At 68.6% G+C, this 19,449-nt stretch carries 17 protein-coding genes and 1 pseudogene; 9 read left to right on the top strand and 9 right to left on the bottom strand.

Annotated features, from left to right (window positions below; all coding sequences use genetic code 11):
- Positions 1-53 precede the first annotated feature (53 nt).
- A complete protein-coding gene (locus tag CAL13_RS04210; protein ID WP_086056259.1) occupies positions 54-617 on the top strand; it encodes a Dps family protein in 564 nt (187 codons plus the stop codon).
- A 60-nt stretch (positions 618-677) separates the two neighbouring features.
- Here CAL13_RS04210 and CAL13_RS04205 read toward each other — a convergent pair whose 3' ends face one another.
- The gene (locus CAL13_RS04205; protein ID WP_086071609.1) at positions 678-3,023 is read right to left on the bottom strand and encodes a cytochrome P450/oxidoreductase; all 2,346 of its coding nucleotides are present in this window, start codon (positions 3,021-3,023) and stop codon (positions 678-680) included.
- 41 nt (positions 3,024-3,064) lie between these two features.
- Positions 3,065-4,042, bottom strand: a complete 978-nt coding sequence (locus CAL13_RS04200) for a Bug family tripartite tricarboxylate transporter substrate binding protein (protein WP_086071608.1) — start codon at positions 4,040-4,042, stop codon at positions 3,065-3,067.
- A gap of 152 nt (positions 4,043-4,194) precedes the next feature.
- Here CAL13_RS04200 and CAL13_RS04195 point away from each other — a divergent pair, with 152 nt between their 5' ends.
- A complete protein-coding gene (locus CAL13_RS04195) occupies positions 4,195-5,022 on the top strand; it encodes an IclR family transcriptional regulator (protein ID WP_086056256.1) in 828 nt (275 codons plus the stop codon).
- Positions 5,023-5,124: 102 nt separating this feature from the next.
- On the opposite strand, the gene CAL13_RS04190 is transcribed toward CAL13_RS04195, so the two are convergent.
- The 5 genes and pseudogenes from CAL13_RS04190 to CAL13_RS21580 form a co-directional block, all read right to left on the bottom strand.
- Entirely contained in the window at positions 5,125-6,402 is a 1,278-nt protein-coding gene (locus tag CAL13_RS04190; protein ID WP_086071607.1) for an RNA polymerase sigma factor, read from the bottom strand.
- Between the two features lie 8 nt (positions 6,403-6,410).
- A pseudogene (locus CAL13_RS04185) lies at positions 6,411-6,822 on the bottom strand (VOC family protein).
- Between the two features lie 23 nt (positions 6,823-6,845).
- Entirely contained in the window at positions 6,846-7,271 is a 426-nt protein-coding gene (locus tag CAL13_RS04180) for a YciI family protein (RefSeq protein WP_086056253.1), read from the bottom strand.
- A gap of 85 nt (positions 7,272-7,356) precedes the next feature.
- Positions 7,357-7,710, bottom strand: coding sequence for a YciI family protein (locus tag CAL13_RS04175; protein WP_086056252.1), 354 nt, complete (start codon positions 7,708-7,710; stop codon positions 7,357-7,359).
- A gap of 190 nt (positions 7,711-7,900) precedes the next feature.
- Positions 7,901-9,208 (bottom strand): methyl-accepting chemotaxis protein, encoded by a 1,308-nt coding sequence (locus CAL13_RS21580; RefSeq protein ID WP_086071606.1) that lies wholly within the window; start codon positions 9,206-9,208, stop codon positions 7,901-7,903.
- Between the two features lie 241 nt (positions 9,209-9,449).
- Here CAL13_RS21580 and CAL13_RS04165 point away from each other — a divergent pair, with 241 nt between their 5' ends.
- The gene (locus tag CAL13_RS04165; protein WP_157664792.1) at positions 9,450-9,872 is read left to right on the top strand and encodes a hypothetical protein; all 423 of its coding nucleotides are present in this window, start codon (positions 9,450-9,452) and stop codon (positions 9,870-9,872) included.
- Positions 9,873-10,137: 265 nt separating this feature from the next.
- The gene (wrbA, locus tag CAL13_RS04160; RefSeq protein WP_086056249.1) at positions 10,138-10,737 is read left to right on the top strand and encodes an NAD(P)H:quinone oxidoreductase; all 600 of its coding nucleotides are present in this window, start codon (positions 10,138-10,140) and stop codon (positions 10,735-10,737) included.
- A gap of 71 nt (positions 10,738-10,808) precedes the next feature.
- On the opposite strand, the gene CAL13_RS04155 is transcribed toward wrbA, so the two are convergent.
- Positions 10,809-11,720: a ketopantoate reductase family protein gene (locus CAL13_RS04155; RefSeq protein ID WP_086071604.1), complete on the bottom strand. Its 912-nt coding sequence runs from the start codon at positions 11,718-11,720 to the stop codon at positions 10,809-10,811.
- 158 nt (positions 11,721-11,878) lie between these two features.
- Here CAL13_RS04155 and CAL13_RS04150 point away from each other — a divergent pair, with 158 nt between their 5' ends.
- The 4 genes from CAL13_RS04150 (at position 11,879) to CAL13_RS04135 (ending at position 15,888) form a co-directional block, all read left to right on the top strand.
- Positions 11,879-13,144 (top strand): DUF445 domain-containing protein, encoded by a 1,266-nt coding sequence (locus CAL13_RS04150; protein WP_232462579.1) that lies wholly within the window; start codon positions 11,879-11,881, stop codon positions 13,142-13,144.
- A gap of 80 nt (positions 13,145-13,224) precedes the next feature.
- Positions 13,225-13,764 (top strand): hypothetical protein, encoded by a 540-nt coding sequence (locus CAL13_RS04145; protein ID WP_420042435.1) that lies wholly within the window; start codon positions 13,225-13,227, stop codon positions 13,762-13,764.
- 263 nt (positions 13,765-14,027) lie between these two features.
- Positions 14,028-15,002: an N-carbamoyl-D-amino-acid hydrolase gene (locus CAL13_RS04140; protein ID WP_086056246.1), complete on the top strand. Its 975-nt coding sequence runs from the start codon at positions 14,028-14,030 to the stop codon at positions 15,000-15,002.
- Between the two features lie 118 nt (positions 15,003-15,120).
- Positions 15,121-15,888, top strand: coding sequence for an SGNH/GDSL hydrolase family protein (locus tag CAL13_RS04135; RefSeq protein WP_086071603.1), 768 nt, complete (start codon positions 15,121-15,123; stop codon positions 15,886-15,888).
- On the opposite strand, the gene opgC is transcribed toward CAL13_RS04135, so the two are convergent.
- Positions 15,853-17,079: an OpgC domain-containing protein gene (opgC, locus tag CAL13_RS04130; protein ID WP_086071602.1), complete on the bottom strand. Its 1,227-nt coding sequence runs from the start codon at positions 17,077-17,079 to the stop codon at positions 15,853-15,855. The genes CAL13_RS04135 and opgC overlap by 36 nt on opposite strands.
- Before the next feature lie 307 nt (positions 17,080-17,386).
- Between opgC and CAL13_RS04125 the strand changes: the two genes are divergently transcribed.
- Positions 17,387-19,444, top strand: a complete 2,058-nt coding sequence (locus CAL13_RS04125) for a protein-L-isoaspartate(D-aspartate) O-methyltransferase (RefSeq protein ID WP_086071601.1) — start codon at positions 17,387-17,389, stop codon at positions 19,442-19,444.
- The last annotated feature ends 5 nt before the right edge of the window (positions 19,445-19,449 follow it).

Below are 19,449 nucleotides of genomic sequence, written 5' to 3'. Positions count from 1 at the left end.
CGGCGATGGACCCTATCGCGTTTCCAACCGTCGGCTTCTCTCCAGGTGATCTTATGAAGAAACCCGCAGGCACTTCCAAGAATTCGGGCAAGAAAAGCGAACTCGCCAAGCGCCGCCAGGCGCCCCTGGCGACCCCTTCGGACATCTCCACCGAAGGCACGCGCGATATCAGCGGTGCGCTCAACCGACTTCTCGCGGATGTCTTTGCGCTGTACCTGAAGACCAAGAATTTCCATTGGCACATCAGCGGGCCGCACTTCCGCGACTATCACCTGCTGCTGGACGAGCAGGCCACGGAAATCTTCGCGATGACCGACCCGATCGCCGAACGCATCCGCAAGCTCGGCGGCACCACCCTGCGTTCCATCGGCCATATCTCGCGCACGCAGCGTCTGCTCGATAACGACGCCGAATACGTGCAGCCGCTGGACATGCTTGCCGAGCTGCAGGAAGACAACAAGAGCCTGACGGCGTTCATGCGCGAAGTGCACGACATCTGCGACGAGCACCGCGATATCGCCACCGCGAGCCTGATCGAAAACTGGATCGACGAAACCGAACAGCGCACCTGGTTCCTGTTCGAAACCAGCCGCCGCGGCGACCCGACGGGTCACTGAGGGTCTGTCCGGCTCCCCGGGCCGGACACACGCATGGCTTCGCGCCCGGCGCGCGAAGCCCTACAGTTCCAGCACGATGCGCTGGCCGCGCGCACGGGAGCAACAGCTCATCATCTTGTTGTTCGCTTCCCGTTCCGCGCGCGTCAGTACCACATCCCGGTGGTCGATCTCGCCGGCCAGCACGCGCACCTCGCAAGAGCCGCACAGGCCTTCCTCGCAGTCGCTCTGCACGTCGATATTGGCCGCGCGCAGGGCCGCCAGCAGCGTCTGGTCGGCCGCCACGGTAACGACCAGCCCCGAGTCCTTCAATTCCGCCTCGAAGGCATGCTCCTTGGACGGGTCCAGCCGGCCCAGCGTTGAATGGAAATGCTCGACGCGCAGCGCGTCCTCCGGCCAATGCGCGCTGGCCTGCTTCAGGGCGTCCAGCATCCGCTCCGGCCCGCAGGCGTAGATCTGGGTATCCGGGTCGGGCCGGGCCAGCAGCGCCGCGAAGTCGTTGCGCAGCCCCTCGTCGCTGGCGTAGACGTGCAGCCGATCGCCGTGCAGGTCGATCAGCTCGGGCAGCAGCGCCATGGCGGCGCGCGAGCGGCCGCTGTAATGCAGCGTGTAGTCGATGCCCAGTTCACGCGCGCGGCGCGCCATGGCGCTGACGGGCGTAATACCGATGCCGCCCGCGATGAAGAGGGCGCGCGGCGTGCTTTCATCCAGGCGGAAATGGTTACGCGGGCCCCGCACGCGCAGCCGCATGCCGGGCTTGACGTTGGCGTGGATCCACGCCGAGCCGCCGCGGCCTTCGGCCTCGCGCAGCACGGCAATGCGCAGCCGGCTGGTGTCGGCGGGATCGCCGCATAGCGAGTACTGGCGGGACATTCCGGTATCGCCGCACTCGATGTCGATATGCGCGCCCGGCGCCCAGCGCGGCAGCGCCCTGCCGTCGGTGGTGGCCAGCGTCAGCAGGAGGATGTCGCGCGCCACGGCAGCGACGTTCTCGACCACCAGCGTGCGGGCGATCGCCTGGGTGGAGGGTTCGCCGATGCGCACGGGCTGGCGCAGGGTCAGGATTTCCGGGCGGCGCCGTTCCGGGTTTTGCGCGGGATCCCATTCCACCCAGAGATGCTCGGGACCGCGGAACGACGTGTTGGGCACGTAGGTGAACTTCTGTTCCGCCAGCTTCATATGGGGCAGCCGGCGGGTCAATTCCTCCAGGAAAATCTGCATTTCCATGCGCGCCAGGTTCTTGCCCATGCACTGATGCGCGCCATAACCGAAGGTGAGCTGATCGCTGGCGTTCTCACGGCGGATGTCGAACAGGTCGGCATCGGCGAAGTGCCTTTCGTCGTGGTTGGCCGAAGCGCTGACGATCAGCAGTTTGGAACCCGCCGGAATGCGCACGCCCGCGATCTCGGTGTCGCGCGTGGCCAGGCGCCGCCATGCCGCGACCGAGCCGTTATGGCGCAGGCACTCCTCCACCGCATTGGGGATGAGCGAGGGGTCATCGCAGATATCCCGCCAGGCGTCCGGATGCTGCAACAGCAGCTTGATGGCGTTGGCCGATGCGTTGGCGGTGGTCTCGTGCGCCGCCACGATGCCCGCCATCATCATCGAGTGCAGGTAGGAGTCGGTGACGATATCGGGATGTTCGCGCTGCTTGCGTATCCCGTACTGCATCCAGCCGGGCTGGTCCGGATCCTGGCGCATCTTGTCCAGGATCTTGCCGGCGAGCTGCCAGAAGTTGCCCACCGCGTGGGCCACGGCAACCTGCTCCTCGGGCTTGGGGCGTCCCCAGGTATTGACCGTGTGCGCGATGGAATACCGGCGCAGCAGGTCCATGTCTTCCTCGGGCACGCCCAGGAAATGCAGTGCGACGGTCAGCGGCACTTCCCACAGCATCTGGTCCACCAGGTCGGCCCTGCCGTCGTCGATGAAGCGGTCGACGTATTCGCGCGCGAGCCGGCGCACCAGGGGCTCGTGGTGCTTGATCGCCTCCGGCGTGAAGGGCTCCATCAGCACGCGCCGGCGCGGCATGTGGGCGGGCTCGTCCTCGTTGACGAGCGTGCGGTTCATGGCATAGCCGTACGACGCCAGGACGGCGTTGGCCTCCGGCCCCGTGGGCGTGATCTTCTCCAGCGCGATGGAGGGACTGAAGGTGATGTTGTCCCGGAAGATGGCCTTGATGTCGTCGTAGCGGGTGACCACCCAGTAGCCGAGCTTCGGGCTGTAGAAAACCGGCTCCTGTTCCCGCGCCCAGCGCACGTACTCGGGCGGATCCTGCTGATAGCCGTCGCCGAAGGGATCGAACTCCGCCGCGCGGGCGCTGACGTGGACGGGGCAGCCGCGCGGCGCCTGGGCCGCGGCATGCGCGACGGGACAGCCGCCCGCGGCGGTGGGATTGGCGGTTTGGGACATGGCGTCGCTCCGGAAAACGCCGGGAGGCCGCGCGGCGGCGCTCAATCCAGCTTGATGTTCAGGTCGTGAATCAGCTTGTGCCAGCGGGCGCGTTCGGCCTGCAGCAGGTCGCGGTACTCGGCCGGCGTGTTGCCCACCGGCTCGATGCCGAAGTCGATGAGCTTCTGGCGGATGACCGGGTCGTTGATCGTCGCCACCAGCTGGCGGTTCAGGATGTCGATGACGGGTTGCGGCGTGGCGGCGGGCACGACGATGCCGACCTGGGCGGCGGCCTCCACATTCTTGTAGCCGAGCTCGGCGAACGTGGGCACGTCCGGCAGCTGCTGCAGCCGCGTGGGGTTCGCCACGGCCAGGGCCCGCACCTTGCCGCCCTTGATGAAGCCCGCGCCGGCGGCCAGGTCGACCATCATGATGGGCACCTGGCCGGCGGCGACGTCCGACAGGGCGGGCGCCGCGCCGCGATAAGGCACGTGCACCAGGTTCGCGCCGGTCTCCACCTTGAGCAGCTCCATGGCCAGATGGTGCGGGCTGCCCGCGCCGGCCGAAGCATAGTCCAGTCCTTCCTTGCGCGCCTTGGCCTCGGCCAGCAAGCCCTTCACGTCGGCGGCCTTCAGGCCGGGGCCGGCCACGAGAATCATGGGGAAGCGGCCCATCAGCGTGACGGGGGCCAGGTCCTTGACCGGGTCGTAGGACAGCTTCGCATACAGCGCCGGGTTGAACACCAGCGTGCCGTTGTCCGCCGACAGCATGGTGTAGCCGTCGGGCTGCGCGCGGGCGGTTTCCGAAGCGCCGATGGCCGTGTTCCCGCCCGGCTTGTTGTCCACCACGACGGGCTGTCCCAGCCGCGGCGACAGGCCCTGGCTGACGGTGCGGGCCAGAAAGTCCGAACCGCCGCCCGCGGCATAGGGCACGACCCAGCGCAGCGGCTTGGACGGGTAGGTATCGGCTGCGGCGGGAGCGGCGGCCACGGCGGGCAGAACGGCGAGTGCGAGCGCGCGCATCAGGCGGGCAAAGGGCATGGTTGTCTCCGTACGTTGTTGTGGCTGTTTTCAGCTTTTGCGTAAATCATATACGCATTGCGTAATTCGTCAACCGGGCTTACCCTTTGCCCTGCTGCCGCCGGCTTCCCCGGCCGGCCGGCTTCTCACGCGTCCGTCCAATCAGAAAAACGATGAACCCGACACCCCCCGCCGCAGAACTTGGCCGCGCACGCGAAAGGCGCCAGCGCGTCCAGTCCGCCGAAACGGGCATGGCCGTGCTCAAGGCCCTGGGCCAGCTGGGCGGACGGGCCAGCCTGACGCTGATCGCCTCGCACATCGGCGAAAGCCCGGCCAAGGTCCACCGCTACCTGGCCAGCCTGCTGGAGACCGGCCTGGTCGACCAGGACAGTGCGACGCAGCAGTACTACCTTGGCCTGGAAGCCCTGCTGCTGGGCGTGGCGGCGATGCGCCAGGCGGATCCGATCCGGATCGCGGAAGCGTCGCTGGCGCGCTTGCGCGAGACCCTGGAAGTGACGTGTTTCGTGGCGGTGATGGGCAACAAGGGGCCGACCATCGTGCGTTTCGAAGAACCGGGATTGCCCGTCACGGTGAACGTGCGGGTGGGGTCGGTGCTGCCGATGCTCTGGTCGGCGACGGGGCGGGTGCTGTTGGCGACGCTGGACGACAGCCGCGTGCGCGCGCTCGCCGCGGCGGAATTGAAAGCCGCGCCGCCCGATCAACGGGCACTGCTGGATGCCACGGACCCCATCGGGGCCCTGCGGCGCTCGGTGCTGCAGGCGGGCTGCGCGGCGGTGCGCGACACCAATCTGCGCGGCATCAGCGCGGTGGCGGCCGCCCTGTACGACTACACGGGGCGGCCCTGCGCGGTCCTGACTGCCCTGGGCGCCACCGGCGGCTTCGATCCGTCGCCAGATGGCGTGGTGGCGCGGGCGCTGCGCGACGAGGCGCAGGCCATCAGCCGCCGGCTGGGCTATACCGGCGACGGCAAGGGCGAATAAGCGTCCGCGCTGGCCGGGCAAGGCCCGGAATACCTTCCCGCTGCGCCCGTGGGCCTGCGCGTCGGTACGCGCGCAATTGGTTCGCGCCTCATCGGCCCGCGCCTAATCGGCCCGCCCGACTTCGCGCGCGCGTTCCATGAGCAGCGCCCGTTCGCGCGCGTTGCGCGTCAGGGCGGCCGCTTCTTCGAACGCCGCCCGTGATTCCGCCCTGCGCCCAAGCCGCGCCAGCAGATCGCCGCGCACGCTGTACAGCCAGGGATACTGGCGCATGGCCGGATCGTCCCCCAGGGCGTCGACCAGGGGCAGCGCGGCCGCCGGGCCGCTTGCCATGCTCACCGCGACCGCCCGGTTCAAGGCCACGACGGGCGATGGCGCACGGCGCATCAACGCGTCGTAAAGCGCCACGATACGGGGCCAGTCGGTTTCGGCCGCGCTGGGCGCACGGGCATGGCAGGCAGCCAGCGCGGCCTGCAGGCAATACGGGCCGTCGCCGCCCAGCGCCTCGGCGCGCCGCAAGGCGTCCAGGCCGCGACGTATCAGCAACCTGTCCCAGCGCGCCCTGTCCTGATCGGGCAACAGGACCGGGCGTCCCTGTCCATCCACCCGCGCATGCATGCGCGACGCCTGCAGCTCCATCAGGGCGACCAGTCCGTGCACATCGCTTTCCCCGGGCGCCAGGCTGGCAAGCACGCGGCCCAGGCGCATCGCCTCCTGGCACAGCGCCGGCCGCATCCAGTCGTCGCCCGCCGTAGCGGCATAGCCTTCGTTGAACACCAGGTAGATCACTTCCAGCACCGACGCCAGCCGCTCGGCGCGCTGGTCCGGCGGCGGCACCTCGAAAGGCACGCCGGCCTTGGACAAGGTGCGCTTGGCGCGCACGATGCGTTGCGCGATGGTCGTCTCGGCGGTCAGGAAAGCGCGCGCGATCTCGTCCGTGGACAGCCCGCACAGCAGCCTCAGGGTGAGCGCGACCCGCGCGTCCATCGACAGAACGGGATGGCAGGCGATGAACACCAGCCTGAGCAGATCGTCGCCGATGTCGTCCTGCCGCGCGGCGTCCAGCACGTCCACGAAGTCCGGTTCCACACTGGTCTCCAGCGCATCCATGTCGTGGCCCAGTTGTTCCTGCTTGCGCGCGTGCAGCGCATCCTGGCGCAGGCGATCCAGGGCGCGGTTCTTCGCGGTGGTCATGAGCCAGGCTCCGGGGTTGTCGGGCACGCCGGTGCGCGGCCAATGTTCCAGGGCCGCCACCAGCGCGTCCTGGGCGAAGTCCTCGGCAAGCCCGACGTCGCGGACCAGCCGTGCGACTCCCGCGATGACCTTGGCCGCCTCGATGCGCCAGACCGCCTCGATGGCGGCATGCGTGGCCTGCGTCGCCATGGGGATGCTCAGGCCGTGCCGGCCTGCGCCGCGGCGGGGTCCATGTACACCAGCTCCCAGATATGACCGTCCGGGTCCTCGAAGGCGTGCGCGTACATGAACCCATAGTCCTGCGGCTCGCGCGGCAGGCGCGCGCCGGCGTCCCGGGCCTTCGCGATCAGGCCGTCCACCGCCTCGCGGCTGTCGCACGACAGGCAGACCGACCTCGGTCGCCGCGGCCGGATCGCAGAGCGGCTTGTCGGTGAACGACTTGAAGAAGTCCTGGCGCAGCAGCATCGCGTAGATGTTCTCCCCCAATACCAGACAGGCAGCCTGATCGTTGCTGAAACGCGGCTCGAAGGAAAAGCCGAGCCGCTCGAAAAAGGCGCGGGCGGCTCCCAGGTCCCGCACGGCCAGATTGACATAGATTTGCTTGTGCATGGCGATTCTCCCCGTAGCCTGCGTCAGGCCGCCAGCCCGGCGTGGTCGCGCAGTGCGCGCAGGCGGTCGCGCGAGGCGCCGGGCGCGAAATCCTCGGCTTCGTACAGCGGCCGCACCTCGATCTGGGCCGGCGCCGTCGCGCCGTGCGGCGCAGGAAAGCGGCGCGACCACTCCAGCGCCTCGTCGCGCGACCGCACCTGTATCAGCGTATAGCCGGCCATCAGCCCGCCCTCGGCCATGGCGAAAGGGCCAAACGTCAATGTGCGCGCGCCGTCGCGGTAATCGATGCGCCAGCCTTCGGAGGTCGGCCGCAATCCCGCCGCATCCAGCAACACGCCCGCCTTGGCCAGGGCCTCGTGATAATCCGCCATGGCGGCGAACAGGCTTTCTTCCGGCATGACGCCCGCCTCGGTGGCGGCGGTGGCCTTGACGATGATGAGGAAACGCATGGCATTCTCCGTGTCGCGGTAGCGGGGCCGCGGCGCGGCCCTCTTGCGACACGACGATTGCAGGATGCGTTTTTCGACAGCGGCGCTATTCGTAGCACGGCGCGGCGCGCCGCACCTCCACCGTGCACCACTGCGCGGCCGGGCAGGCAGCCGCGATTTCCAGCGCTTCTTCCCGGGTGTCCACATCGAGCAGGAAAAAGCCGCCGATCATTTCCTTGGCTTCGGCAAAGGGGCCGTCCAGCAGACGGGTGCGTCCTTCCCTGACCTGGACGCGGGCGCCTTCGCGGTCGGCGGCCAGCGATTCACACGCAATCAGTTTGCCGCGCGACTGCAGGTCGCCGGCAAAGCGCTTCATCTGTTCATAGACCTGGCGGCCTTCGGCTTCGGATCGTTCGGCGCGCTGGCCGCGCGGCTCGACGATGAGCAGCATGTAGCCCATGGTTGTCTCCGTTGGAATGCCTTCCCGCCGCGCGGGCAAGGCCGCTGGCCGCGCCTGCCGCCCGGTTGCGGACTGTGCGTCGCGGACGGGCGTGCCGTGGCGCCGGCCGCGCGAGAATTGTATGCGCGCGTTCGAAGCCGGCCTATGCCTTTTTGGACGAGGGCCGGCGCCGCGCCGGCGTCCGGGTCCGTCAACTGCCGGCCAGGTTGTCCGTGACTTGCGTCAGGCTCTGCGATTGCGCCAGGGAGACCTCCACGACCTCGGCCGTGATGCCGGTCACGCGCCGCGAGGACGCGACGATTTCTTCCATCGTGCTGCCCGCGGATTGCACCAGGGCCGCGCCCTGCTCTATCTGCTGCACCGATGTTTGAATCAGCGCCTTGATTTCCCGGGCTGCCGCCGCGCTGTTCTGCGCCAGGTTGCGCACCTCGGCGGCCACGACGGCAAAGCCCTTGCCGTGCGCGCCGGCCCGGGCAGCCTCCACGGCAGCGTTCAGCGCCAAAATATTGGTCTGGAAGGCGATACCGTCCATGACGCCGATGATGTCGGCGATGCGGCGCGAACTGTCCGTAATGGCGTCCATGGTGTCGACCACCGCGCGCACGGTGCGGCCGCCGGCCTCGGCCACGCCCGCCGCCTCCTGGGCCAGCGCGTTGGCCTGCTGGGCGCGCCCGGCGTTATCGGTCAGGCCCTGAACGGCCTGCCGCAACTGCTCGGCGGCCACCACGCGGGCGGTAATGTCGGTGGCGTACTTCACCACCTTGAAGGGACGCCCCGCGGCATCCAGGATGGGGTTGTAGCTGGCGGCGATCCATACCTGGCGGCCGCCCTTGCCGATGCGCAGATACTGGCCCGTGTCGTGAACGCCGGCCGCCAGGCGGCGCCAGAACTCGGCATAGGCCGGCGACTGCCTTTCTTCCGGCAGGACGAACATGCTGTGATGGCGCCCCACCACTTCGTCCTCGTCATAGCCGACGGCATCCAGGAACAGGCGGTTGGCGCGCAGGATGGTGCCGTCCAGCGCGAACTCGATGATGGCCTGGACCTTGGAAATGGCCGCGAGCTGGCCCGTTGCGTCGTCGTTGCGGCGCTGCTCCTCGGTGATGTCCGTGGCGATCTTCATCACCTTGACCGGATCGCCATGGCGATCCAGGACCGGGTTGTAGCTGGCCTGCAGCCAGACGGCGCGCCCATCGCGCGCCAGCCGGCGGTATCGGCCGCTATGGGGTATGCCGCGGGCAAGGCTCTCCCAGAACGCCGTGTAGGCCGGCGACGCGCTTTCGGCGGGATCCACGAACAGGCGGTGATGCTGCCCCTGCACCGCGTCCAGCTCATAACCGAAGATGCGCAGGAAGTTGTCATTGGCGGTGAGCACGCGGCCGTCCAGATCGAACTCGATGACCGCCTGCGAGCGGTAAAGCGCGGCGAGTTCGCCACTGTCGGCGGCGCCGGCCCGCCTGCGCGGGACGCCCGGCGCAACGGATACTAAGCCGAACATGATGGCGTTCCCCTCCTGGTTTTTTGATGACGGGCTGGATCGGCGCCGGTTCGCGCCAATGCCAGAAGGTACTGCGTGGCGCGTGGCGCCCTTAGCCGGATCAGTGGCACAAATGCCAGCTTATTTACCGTTTGTTGCCTTCCTGTTTGGGCGAAGAATAGAAACCCCGTCAATGGCTTTCGCCTTGCCCCCGGGCAGGCCGCAGCCGCCCGCCCGTTCCGTAGAGGGAATCGAAATGCTGATGCGCAGCCGTATGGCGCCCCACCCCGCCCGCCTGCTGTCGTCCGGAATCCTGCGCCTGGCCGCGGGTCTGGCTGCCTGCCTGCTGGCTGGCGCTTTGCTGGGCTGGCCCGGCGATGCCAAGGCCCAGGGCGCCGCGCTGGGCGCAATGCGCCAGAAGCTCGTGCCCGCCCATGTGCAACAGTGCCGCAGCCTGCTGCAAAAACAGCCGCAGCTGGATCCCTACGCCCCAGCCGGCGCCGCAGCCCGCGAAAGCTACTGCGCCTGCGTCGGCCAGGCCTACGCCGCAGGCATGCCCGACAAAGTCGTGATGGCGTTCGCCACCGGGAAGCTGCCGCAGGATCCCGGCGAACAAGCCATCCGGATGCGGGAAGCGGCGGCCAGCCTGAATGCCGCCCGGGCCACCTGCGCCCGGCGCGGCTGATCGCGGCATTGCGCGGCCTGCCGCCCGGCTGCACCCGGCCGCGTCCGGTGGATCTTTCCGCGGTCGCGCGCACCCGGCGCGCCGCGGCCCCGCGCATCCCGATGGGCAACCGCCCCAACCTATCGGGTTTTTCGATGGACGCCATCGAAAGAGATAGGCTTCCGCGGCCGCGCCGCGGCTTCTAACCTACGTCAATCGGCTGGCGGAAACGCCACGCCGCGGCGGGCGTGGGCTCGCCTTCTCCACCAACGGCAAGGGAAAGGCAATGGCGAAGGTACTGGTTCTCTACTATTCCTCTTACGGACACATCGAACGGATGGCGCAGGCCATCGCGGAAGGCGCCCGCGGCGAGGGCGCGCAGGTGGATATCAAGCGCGTGCCGGAGACGGTCCCAGAAGAAGTGGCGCGCAATGCGCATTTCAAGCTGGACCAGGCCGCGCCCGTCGCAACGGTGGCCGATCTGGAAAACTACGACGCCATCGTGATCGGCACGGGCACCCGCTATGGCCGCATGTCGTCGCAGATGGCCGCGTTCCTTGACCAGACGGGCGGCCTGTGGATGCGCGGCGTGCTGAACGGCAAGGTCGGCGCCGCCTTCACTTCCACGGCGAGCCAGCATGGCGGCCAGGAAACGACGCTGTTTTCCATCATCACGAATCTGCTGCACTTCGGCATGGTGGTGGTCGGATTGCCCTATAGCCATCAAGGGCAGATGAGCCTGCAGGAAATCGTGGGCGGCGCGCCGTACGGGGCGACGACCATCGCCGGCGGCGACGGTTCCCGCCAGCCCAGCGATATCGACCTGGACGGGGCGCGCCACCAGGGCGCGCTGGTCGCCCGCACCGCCGCCAAGCTGTTCGGCTGAACGCGACGCGCCGGCAGGCGCGTGGCGCGCCGCGCAGCCGGGCCGGCCGTCGGGCCCGCCCTCTGCCGCCGTCAGACCGGAGACCCTTCCGCGTCCGCCCGGTTCTCCAGCAGCTTCACCAGCGCGTGCAGCGTGCGGTTAACGGGCGTGGCGATGGCGCGCTCGCGCCCTTTCCGTTCGACATAGCCGTTCAGGAAATCGATTTCCGTGGCCTTGCCGCGCGCCAGGTCCTGCGCCGTGGACGAGAACTGCGTGGGCATGGTTTCGACGATTTTCAGGACGGCGGCCCAGCTGTCGCCCGGTACGGTGACGCCTTGCGCCTGCGCGACGGCCAGGCATTCGTGCACGACGTCGCGCATGACCTGCTGCACGCCCTCGCCCTTGAACAATTGCCCGTACGGCAGCCGCGTGATCGCCGACAGGGCGTTGTAGGCGCAATTGACGATCAGCTTGGCCCATAGCGCGCCGATCACGTTGTCGGAAATCTCCACCGGAATGCCGGCCGCGGCAAAATCCCGCGCCACCTCCTGGCTGCGGCCGGAAGGACCGATGACCAGTTCGCCTCGGCCATGGTGCTTCACATGGCCCGGCCCCGCCATTTCCGTGGCCACGTAGACCACCGCCGGCACCACCGTCTGCGGCAGGATGGCCTGCAGCCGCTCGGCGTTGTCGACGCCGTTTTGCAGGCTCAACACCAGGGCGTCGGGCGCCAGGTGCGGCACAAGCGCGGCGCCGGCGCGCTCCGTGTCGGCCGACTTCACGCAGAACAGCACGACCGATGCGTCGCGCGCCATCTCCGGCCCGGTGCCCGCCGCCATGGGAATGTGGTCCTGGAAGGAACGGGTATCCAGGAACAGGCCTTTCGAGCGGATGGCATCCACGTGCGCCGGCCGGCCGATCAGCGCGACCTCGTGTCCCGCCCGGGCCAGCATGGCGCCGAAATAGCAGCCGACCGCGCCGGCGCCCATTACCGCGACTTTCATACGCGTCTCCTATGGAACTCGAACGGCGCCGCAACGATGCGCGCATGCGCGGGCGCCCGCCGCAGATACTAAACCCGCCTAAAATCTTCGGCATCCTTATCGCATTGCCTGGAGCACCGCTTTTGCCGGACGATCCCCGCAGGACCGCCTTGCGCCGCATGAAAACCTGGGCGCTGGCGTCGCTGGCCGCCACGCTGGCCGGCGTCGCGCTCAGCTACGCGATGGGCGGGCAAGGCGTTTGGGCGTGGGTGCGCGCGTTCTGCGAGGCGGCGACGGTCGGCGCACTGGCCGACTGGTTCGCCGTGGTCGCGCTGTTCCGCCGGCCGCTGGGACTGCCGATTCCGCATACGGCCATCATCCCTTCCAACAAGGCGCGCATCGCCGACAACCTGGCCGCTTTCGTGCGCGACCACTTCCTGGATTCCGCCTCGCTTCTGGAGCGCCTGCGCGTGTTCGACCCGGCGGCGCGCCTGGGGCAGTGGCTGAGCGATCCGCGCCAGGCGCGCGTGGTCGCGGCCACGGCCCGCACCTGGGTGCTGCATGCCCTGGACCTGCTGGACGAACAGGCGGTGCGCGATGGCATCCAGCGTTTCGTCGTCGCCCGCCTGCGGGAGTGGAATGCCGCCCGCACGGCGGGCGACCTGTTCGACCTGCTGGCCCGCGACGGCCGGCATCACGCCATCCTGGATGAGGCCCTGAACCGCCTGGCGGGTTATCTGAACGGCGAACCGGTGCGCGCCCGCGCCTCGGCGCTGATGGTGAAGTACGCGCGCAAGGAATGGCCGCGCATGGCCAAGGCCTTGAATATGGTCAAACCCGTGGACGACATTGCCGACAGCCTGGCCGACCGGCTCGCGCGGGCCATGCTGGATGAACTGCGCGACGTGCTGGCGCAGCCGGACCACCCCCTGCGCCGGGACTACGAGGCATGGATCGCGGGCTACGTCGCGCGGCTGCGCGAGGACCCGGAACTGCAGCGCCAGGTGGAGGCGCTGAAGGAACGCATCATCGCGCACGAGCAGGTAGGCGCCTATGTACAGGGCATTTGGGACGAAGTGCGCGCCAGCCTGCGCCGCGACCTGTTCAGCGACGAGTCCGCGCTGGGCAGGCATCTGGAGCAGACGCTGCTCGCGCTGGGGCGCAACCTGGGCCAGGACCCGGCCCTGCGCGATGCCATCAACCAGCACGTGCTGACGGGTGCGGACCGCCTGGCCGCCGGACTGCGGCAGGGCATTACGGCGCATATCTCGCAGACCGTGCGCAACTGGGACGAGCGCGAGTTTGTCGACGAGCTGGAGCTGAGCATCGGGCGCGACCTGCAATACATCCGCTTCAACGGCATGGTCGTGGGCGGCCTGATCGGCCTTGCCCTGCATGCCTGCGTGCGGGCGGCGGAGCTGGCGGGAATGTTCGCACCGGCTTGACGCCCACGGTAAGCTGTTCGGGCGGGCCGCGTCCGGCCTTGCAGGACACCGCCATGAACCTTCCCCGCTTTCGCTGTCGAATTCCAGGTCTTCCCGCGGCCGCAGGAAGATTTCGGGCGGCCGGGCCGTGGCGGCACGGCCCCGCTGCCGGAATGGCGGCCGCGCTGCTCTTGGCGGGATGCGCCAACATCGCCCACACCCCGCCCGGCACGCCGCTGCCGGAAATGACCGCGCGCTACGGCCAGCCCAGCTACACCTGCAACCGGCCCGACGGTACGCGGCGCGTCGTCTGGTCGCAGCAGCCGTCGGGCAGCGCGGCCTGGGGCACGGACCTGGACAGCCAGGGACGGGCGTTGCGCATGGAGGAACTGCTGACGCCCGAACATTTCCAGCGCCTGAAGCAAGGCGACTGGACGCCCGAGGCGGTGCGCTGCGAATTCGGGCCGCCGGCCCAGATCCGCGCCGTCGGCCTGGGCGACAAATACGAAGTGGTGTGGTCCTATCGCTACGTCCTGGACGGCCGCTGGCACTCGGTGATGTACGTGTACCTTGGCCCCAGGGGCGACCGCGTCACCCACTATCACTCCGGTCCCGACGACCGCTACCAGCGCAGCGAGTAGCCGCCGCCATCGAGATTTGTACGGCGGCCATAAACGCAGGTTATGCCGGCCGCCCGTCAGCGCCGCCCGTCATACGGGGAAACAACAGCAACATCAACGACTTGCGCCCCGCCTGGCGGTTTCCGACGGCCATCCGCCCCGGCATGGCGGCCGGTTTCGCGGCGCGCCGGCATCGCGCATCATGCGGCACATTTCATTCGCGGAACGCCCCCGCACGGTCCCGTGCGGGCTTGCGCTTCCGCCGTCCTTCCCGGAGAGCCGTCATGACCCAGACTTCCCGCGCCCGCAAATTCGGATTGGCCGTCGCCCAGATGGGCCCGGTCCATCTGGCCGACTCCCGGCAAGCCGTCGTCAAACGGCTGGTCGCCATGCTGCGCGAGGCCGCCGCGCGCCAGTGCACCATGGTGGTCTTTCCCGAACTGGCGCTGACCACGTTTTTCCCGCGCTACTGGATGACGGAAGAGGAAGCGGTGGAACGCTTCTTCGAACGGTCCATGCCGAACGCCGACGTGCAGCCGCTGTTCGACGCCGCCCGCGAGCTTGGCGTGGGCTTCTACCTGGGCTATGCGGAACTGACGCCGGACGGCCGCCGCTTCAACACGGCGGTGCTGGTGGACCGCTCGGCGAAGATCGTGGGCAAGTACCGCAAGATCCACTTGCCGGGCCACGACGACCACAAGCCCGACGCGCCCTTCCAGCACCTGGAAAAGAAGTTCTTCCAGGTGGGCGACCTGGGTTTCCCGGTGTGGAATACGCAGGACGTCAATGTCGGGATGTGCCTGTGCAACGACCGCCGCTGGCCCGAAACCTGGCGCTCCATGTCGCTGCAAAGCGCCGAACTGATCGTGCTGGGCTACAACACCCCGTCGGTGAACATCCATTGGAACGAGCCCGTGCACCTGCGGACTTTCCATCACGAGATCGTGCTGCAGGCCAGCGCGTACCAGAACGCGGTGTGGGTGGGCGCCGCCGCCAAGTGCGGCGCCGAGGACGGCTTCCACATGATCGGCAGCTCCATGATCGTGGCTCCCTCCGGGGAAATCGTCGCCCGCGCCAGCGGCGAGGAAGACGAAGTGATCGCTGCCCAGGTGGATCTGGATCTCGGCACGACCTTCCGCCAGCACGTTTTCAACTTCGCCAAGCACCGCAGCCCGCGGCATTACCGCCTGATCGTGGACCGCGTCGGAGCGGGCGCGCCGCTGCCGTTGCATCCGGACGCCGGTCCGGCCGGGCAATAGCGGCCGCTGCGGCGCGAGGAAAGCGGGGTCAGGGCAAGCGCTAATATTTCTTCCACGAGATTGCCCGCATGATGGCGCTCGGACTGTCGCCCCAGCCAGGCAAGGCGGAACCTCGCGGATGAATTCCCAGCGCCCTTTTTTCTCCCTTTGCGCGGCCCTCGCGGCCGCGCCGCTGCTGGCCGCCGCCCTGCCCGCCGCCGTGCGGGCGCAGGCCGCGGATGCCGCCAGCCTGGCCGCTCCCCAGGCAATCACCTCCCCCACGACGCGTGAACCTACCGCCGCAGCGCTCGCGGCGGATCACCGCTGGGACGAAAGCCTGGCGGCCTTCGCGGCGGCCGACAGGGCGAATCCGCCGGCGCCCGGCGGCGTCCTTTTCGTCGGAAGCTCATCGATCCGGCTGTGGAACGGCCTGGAGACCGAATTCCGCTCGCTGCCGGTGGTGGTCAAGCGCGGCTTCGGAGGATCGCGCATGCTGGACTGCACGCGGCATCTGCGCCAATTGGTTGAGCCCTATCGTCCGCGCCTGGTGCTGGTCTACGCGGGCGACAACGACCTGGCCGAAGGCCGCACGCCGCGCCAGGTGCTGCAATCCTTCGCCGCCTTCGTCGAAGGCGTCCGGCAGAGCCTGCCGGCCACACGCATCGCCTACATTTCCATCAAGCCCAGTCCCGCGCGCGCCGCGTTGATGCCGAGCATCCGCGAGACCAACGATCTGATCCGGGCCTACACGCTGCAGACCCGCAACACGGATTTCATCGACGTGTATACGCCCATGCTGGATACGCAGGGACGCCCGCGCCCGGAACTGTTCCGCGAGGACGCGCTGCATCTGAACGCGGCGGGCTATGACTTATGGAAGCGGGTCATTTCCGCGCATCTGAACTGAGGCGGTCCGCGGCGGCGGCCGCCGGCTTTTGTTGTCGCCCACCAGGCGCGCCACCACGTACAGCGTCCCCACGCTGCCGGCGAACAGGGCCAGATCTTTCCAGAGCGCGCGATCCGGCCCCGGTTCGCCGATAACGCAAAGCACCATCAGGACGATGACCAGATGGGCGCAGAAGACCGACAGCGACGCCCGGCCCAGGGTTTCCAGCAAGCCGACGCGCGGCAGATGCCGTCTCAGCCACGGGCCGGACACCATCACCAGCACGACCAGCGAGAAGAAGTTCAGCAGGCGCAGGGGGCCCAGGTGCCACTTGTCGAACAGGAAGTTGAAGGGATTGCCCTCCGGGAAGGCGCCGAGACCCGCAATGTGGCGCCAGATCAGGAAGGTCACGCCGACGACCGTCGCGCCGGCCGCCAGCCATGCCGGCAAGGGGCGGCGTTCGGCCGGCGGGACGCGCGCGTGGGTGGATCCCAGCCACAGGCCGAAGACCCACAGGAACTGCCAGCCGAAGGTTTCGAAAGCGCCCGTTTCCCTGAAGGGCACGGGCAGGCCTGTCAGCGCCACCACGCCGCCGTACAGGAAGCGCGAGAGCTCGAACTGGGTGGCGAACCAGAGCACGCCGCTCAGGATCAGGATGGCTCGCCAGCCATGCCGCAGGCCATAGGTGAGCACCCACGGGCTGGCCAGCATGAACAGGACGTACACCGGAAGAATGTCGAGCAGCGGCGGGTTATAGATCAGGCCCAGCGCCGAGAAAAACGCCGTCACGGGCTGCTGCAGGTAAAACCAGATGAGGTTCTGCACCGCGGGCTGGGACAGCTTCACACCCAGGCCGGCAATGACGGTGAACAGGAACAGCAGCGACGCCGCCTGGCAGCCGTAGACCACCAGCGCCCGCTTCAGGAAGGACTGCTGCATGGCGCACAGCCCATGGCGCAGATAGCGCTGGGTATAGACCAGTCCGGCCATGTACGCCGACAACATCACGAAGCCTTCCGCGGCCGACACGAAGCCCAGGGGCTGGCTCGTCGGGATGCCGAAGTTCGTCGGCAGATGGGTCGAGAGCATCAAGACCAGCATCAGGCCGCGCAGCGCGTCGAGCTCCCACAGGCGGGAACGGCCGGCGGCGGCCGTGCCGGCGGCGGCAGTCAGCGGGGACCGGGGCAGGCAGGGAGAAGTCGGTGTCGTCATGCCAGTGTCAGCAGGTCCTATGAAAAAAACCCGTAAGGGTACAGCATGCCCTCGGGTAAACCCGCACGCCGTCAGACTGACACCGTTGAACCGAGCACGCATGCCGTCCTTGTAGCCGTTTGTGTCAAGGGCGAAGGCGATCCGTGCGCGGCAGAGTCTTCCCGTTGCATCCCGGAACAAGCATGAGGACATCGCGAAGGAACGTCGGCGCGGCACGCACGTTGCGGCGCATGGGGCGGCCTGTCGCCGGGCGCGCAGGCGGCCGTCGGCGGCGGCTCGCCCGCACCGCCCCCACCGGAGGATGTGCATGGACGAAACGACGACGAAGCGCCGCAAAATGGTCGAACGCCAGGTGCGCGCGCGTGGGATTCACGACGAGAGGGTGCTGGCCGCGATGGAACGGGTGCCGCGGCACGCCTTCGTGCCGGCATCGCTGGCGGAATTCGCCTACGACGACGCGCCGCTGCCCCTCGACGCCGGCCAGACGATCTCGCAACCCTATATCGTGGCGCTGATGGCCCAGGCCGCGCGGCTGGACCGGTCGGACCGGGTACTGGAGATCGGAACCGGTTCCGGCTATGCGGCGGCGATACTCGCCGAGCTTGCCGACCGCGTCGATTCCGTGGAACGCCTGCCGGAACTGGCCGCGCAGGCGCGCGCCACCTTGCAGGCGCAAGGTTACGAACGCGTGCGCGTCCACACGGCCGACGGCACGCTGGGGCTGCCGGCCGAGGCCCCTTTCGACGCGATCCTGGCTGCCGCCGCCGGGCCCGAAGTGCCGCAAGCCTGGCGCGAGCAGCTTGCCGTGGGCGGACGCATCGTCATGCCGGTGGCCGATGATCGGCGCCGCCAGCGGCTGGTGCGGATCACCCGGGTGAACCGGGACAGGTACGACGAAGAAGACCTGGGCGCGGTGGCCTTCGTGCCCCTGGTCGGCGAGCAGGGCTGGCCCGACGAGCGGCCCGAGCGGTCGAATGACGGCGAAACCGCCCGCGTTCCGGCGCCCGCCGGCAGCGGCCGGCCCGCCACGGTGATCGGTGTGCCCTCGTGGCAGGGCCCCGTCCCGGAAGGCGTCACCGAAGGCATCTGGGAGTCCGCCGAAGCCCTGCCCGACATCGACGACCCCTTGTTCGCCCCGCTCTTCGACCGCTTCGCCGGCAAGCGCATCGTCCTGCTGGGCGAGGCCAGCCATGGCACCGCGGACTTCTACCGGGCGCGCGCCGCCATCACGCGCAGGCTGGTCGAGGCGCATGGCTTCGACATCATCGCCGTGGAAGCCGATTGGCCGGACGCCGCGGCGATCGACCGCTATGTGCGCCATCGCCCGGAGACAGGCGCCGCCGAACCGCCCTTTCAGCGCTTTCCGACATGGATGTGGCGCAACACGGACGTGGCCGCCTTCGTCGAATGGCTGCACGCCTACAACGGCGTGCTGGCACCGCAGGAGCGGGCCGCATTCTATGGACTGGACCTGTACAGCATGTCCGCGTCGATGGGCGCCGTGCTGGATTACCTGGACCGCACCGACCCGGATGCGGCGCGCATCGCGCGCGAACGCTACGGCTGCCTGACGCCCTGGCAAAAGGACCCCACGGTCTACGCCCGGGCAATGGCAAGCCAGGGCTTCCGCCAATGCGAGGAGGCGGTGCTCAAACAACTGCGCGACCTGTTGGACAAGCGGCTGGAGTACGCGGGCCGGGACGGCGAAAGCTTTCTGGACGCGGCGCAGAACGCCCGTCTGGTGGCCGCGGCGGAGCGCTATTACCGCACGCTGTACATGGGCCCCGCGCAAAGCTGGAATCTGCGCGACACGCACATGTTCGACACGCTGAATCACCTGCTGGAAGCGAAAGGGCCGCAATCGCGCGCGGTCGTGTGGGCCCATAACTCGCACATCGGCGATGCGTCCGCCACCGAGATGGGCCGGGTGCGCGACGAAATCAATATCGGCCAGCTTTGCCGCCAGCGCTATGGCGACGACGCGGCCCTGATCGGCTTCGGCACCTATGCCGGCACCGTCGCCGCCGCCGACGATTGGGACGGCCCCATGCGGCTGATGCGCGTGCGGCCGGCCCGTCCGGACAGCTATGAATACCTGATGCACCAGGCCGGGCAGCCGCGCTTCCTGCTCGATCTGCGCGAAGGGGTGCATGACGGCTTGCGCGCCCTGCTGAAACAGCCCCGGCTCGAACGCTATATCGGCGTGATCTACAGGCCGGATACGGAACTCTACAGTCACTATGCCGAGGCCACGCTGGCCGACCAATACGATGCCTACGTGTGGTTCGACCAGACCGCCGCCGTCACCCCGCTGGCGCGCGAACCGCACGGCGGCGTGCCGGACACCTTCCCCTTCGCCCTGTAACGCCG

The sequence above is a fragment of the Bordetella genomosp. 9 genome (assembly GCF_002119725.1).
Classification (GTDB): Bacteria; Pseudomonadota; Gammaproteobacteria; order Burkholderiales; family Burkholderiaceae_B; genus Bordetella_C.
This window is presented reverse-complemented; position numbering and strand designations above follow the sequence as displayed.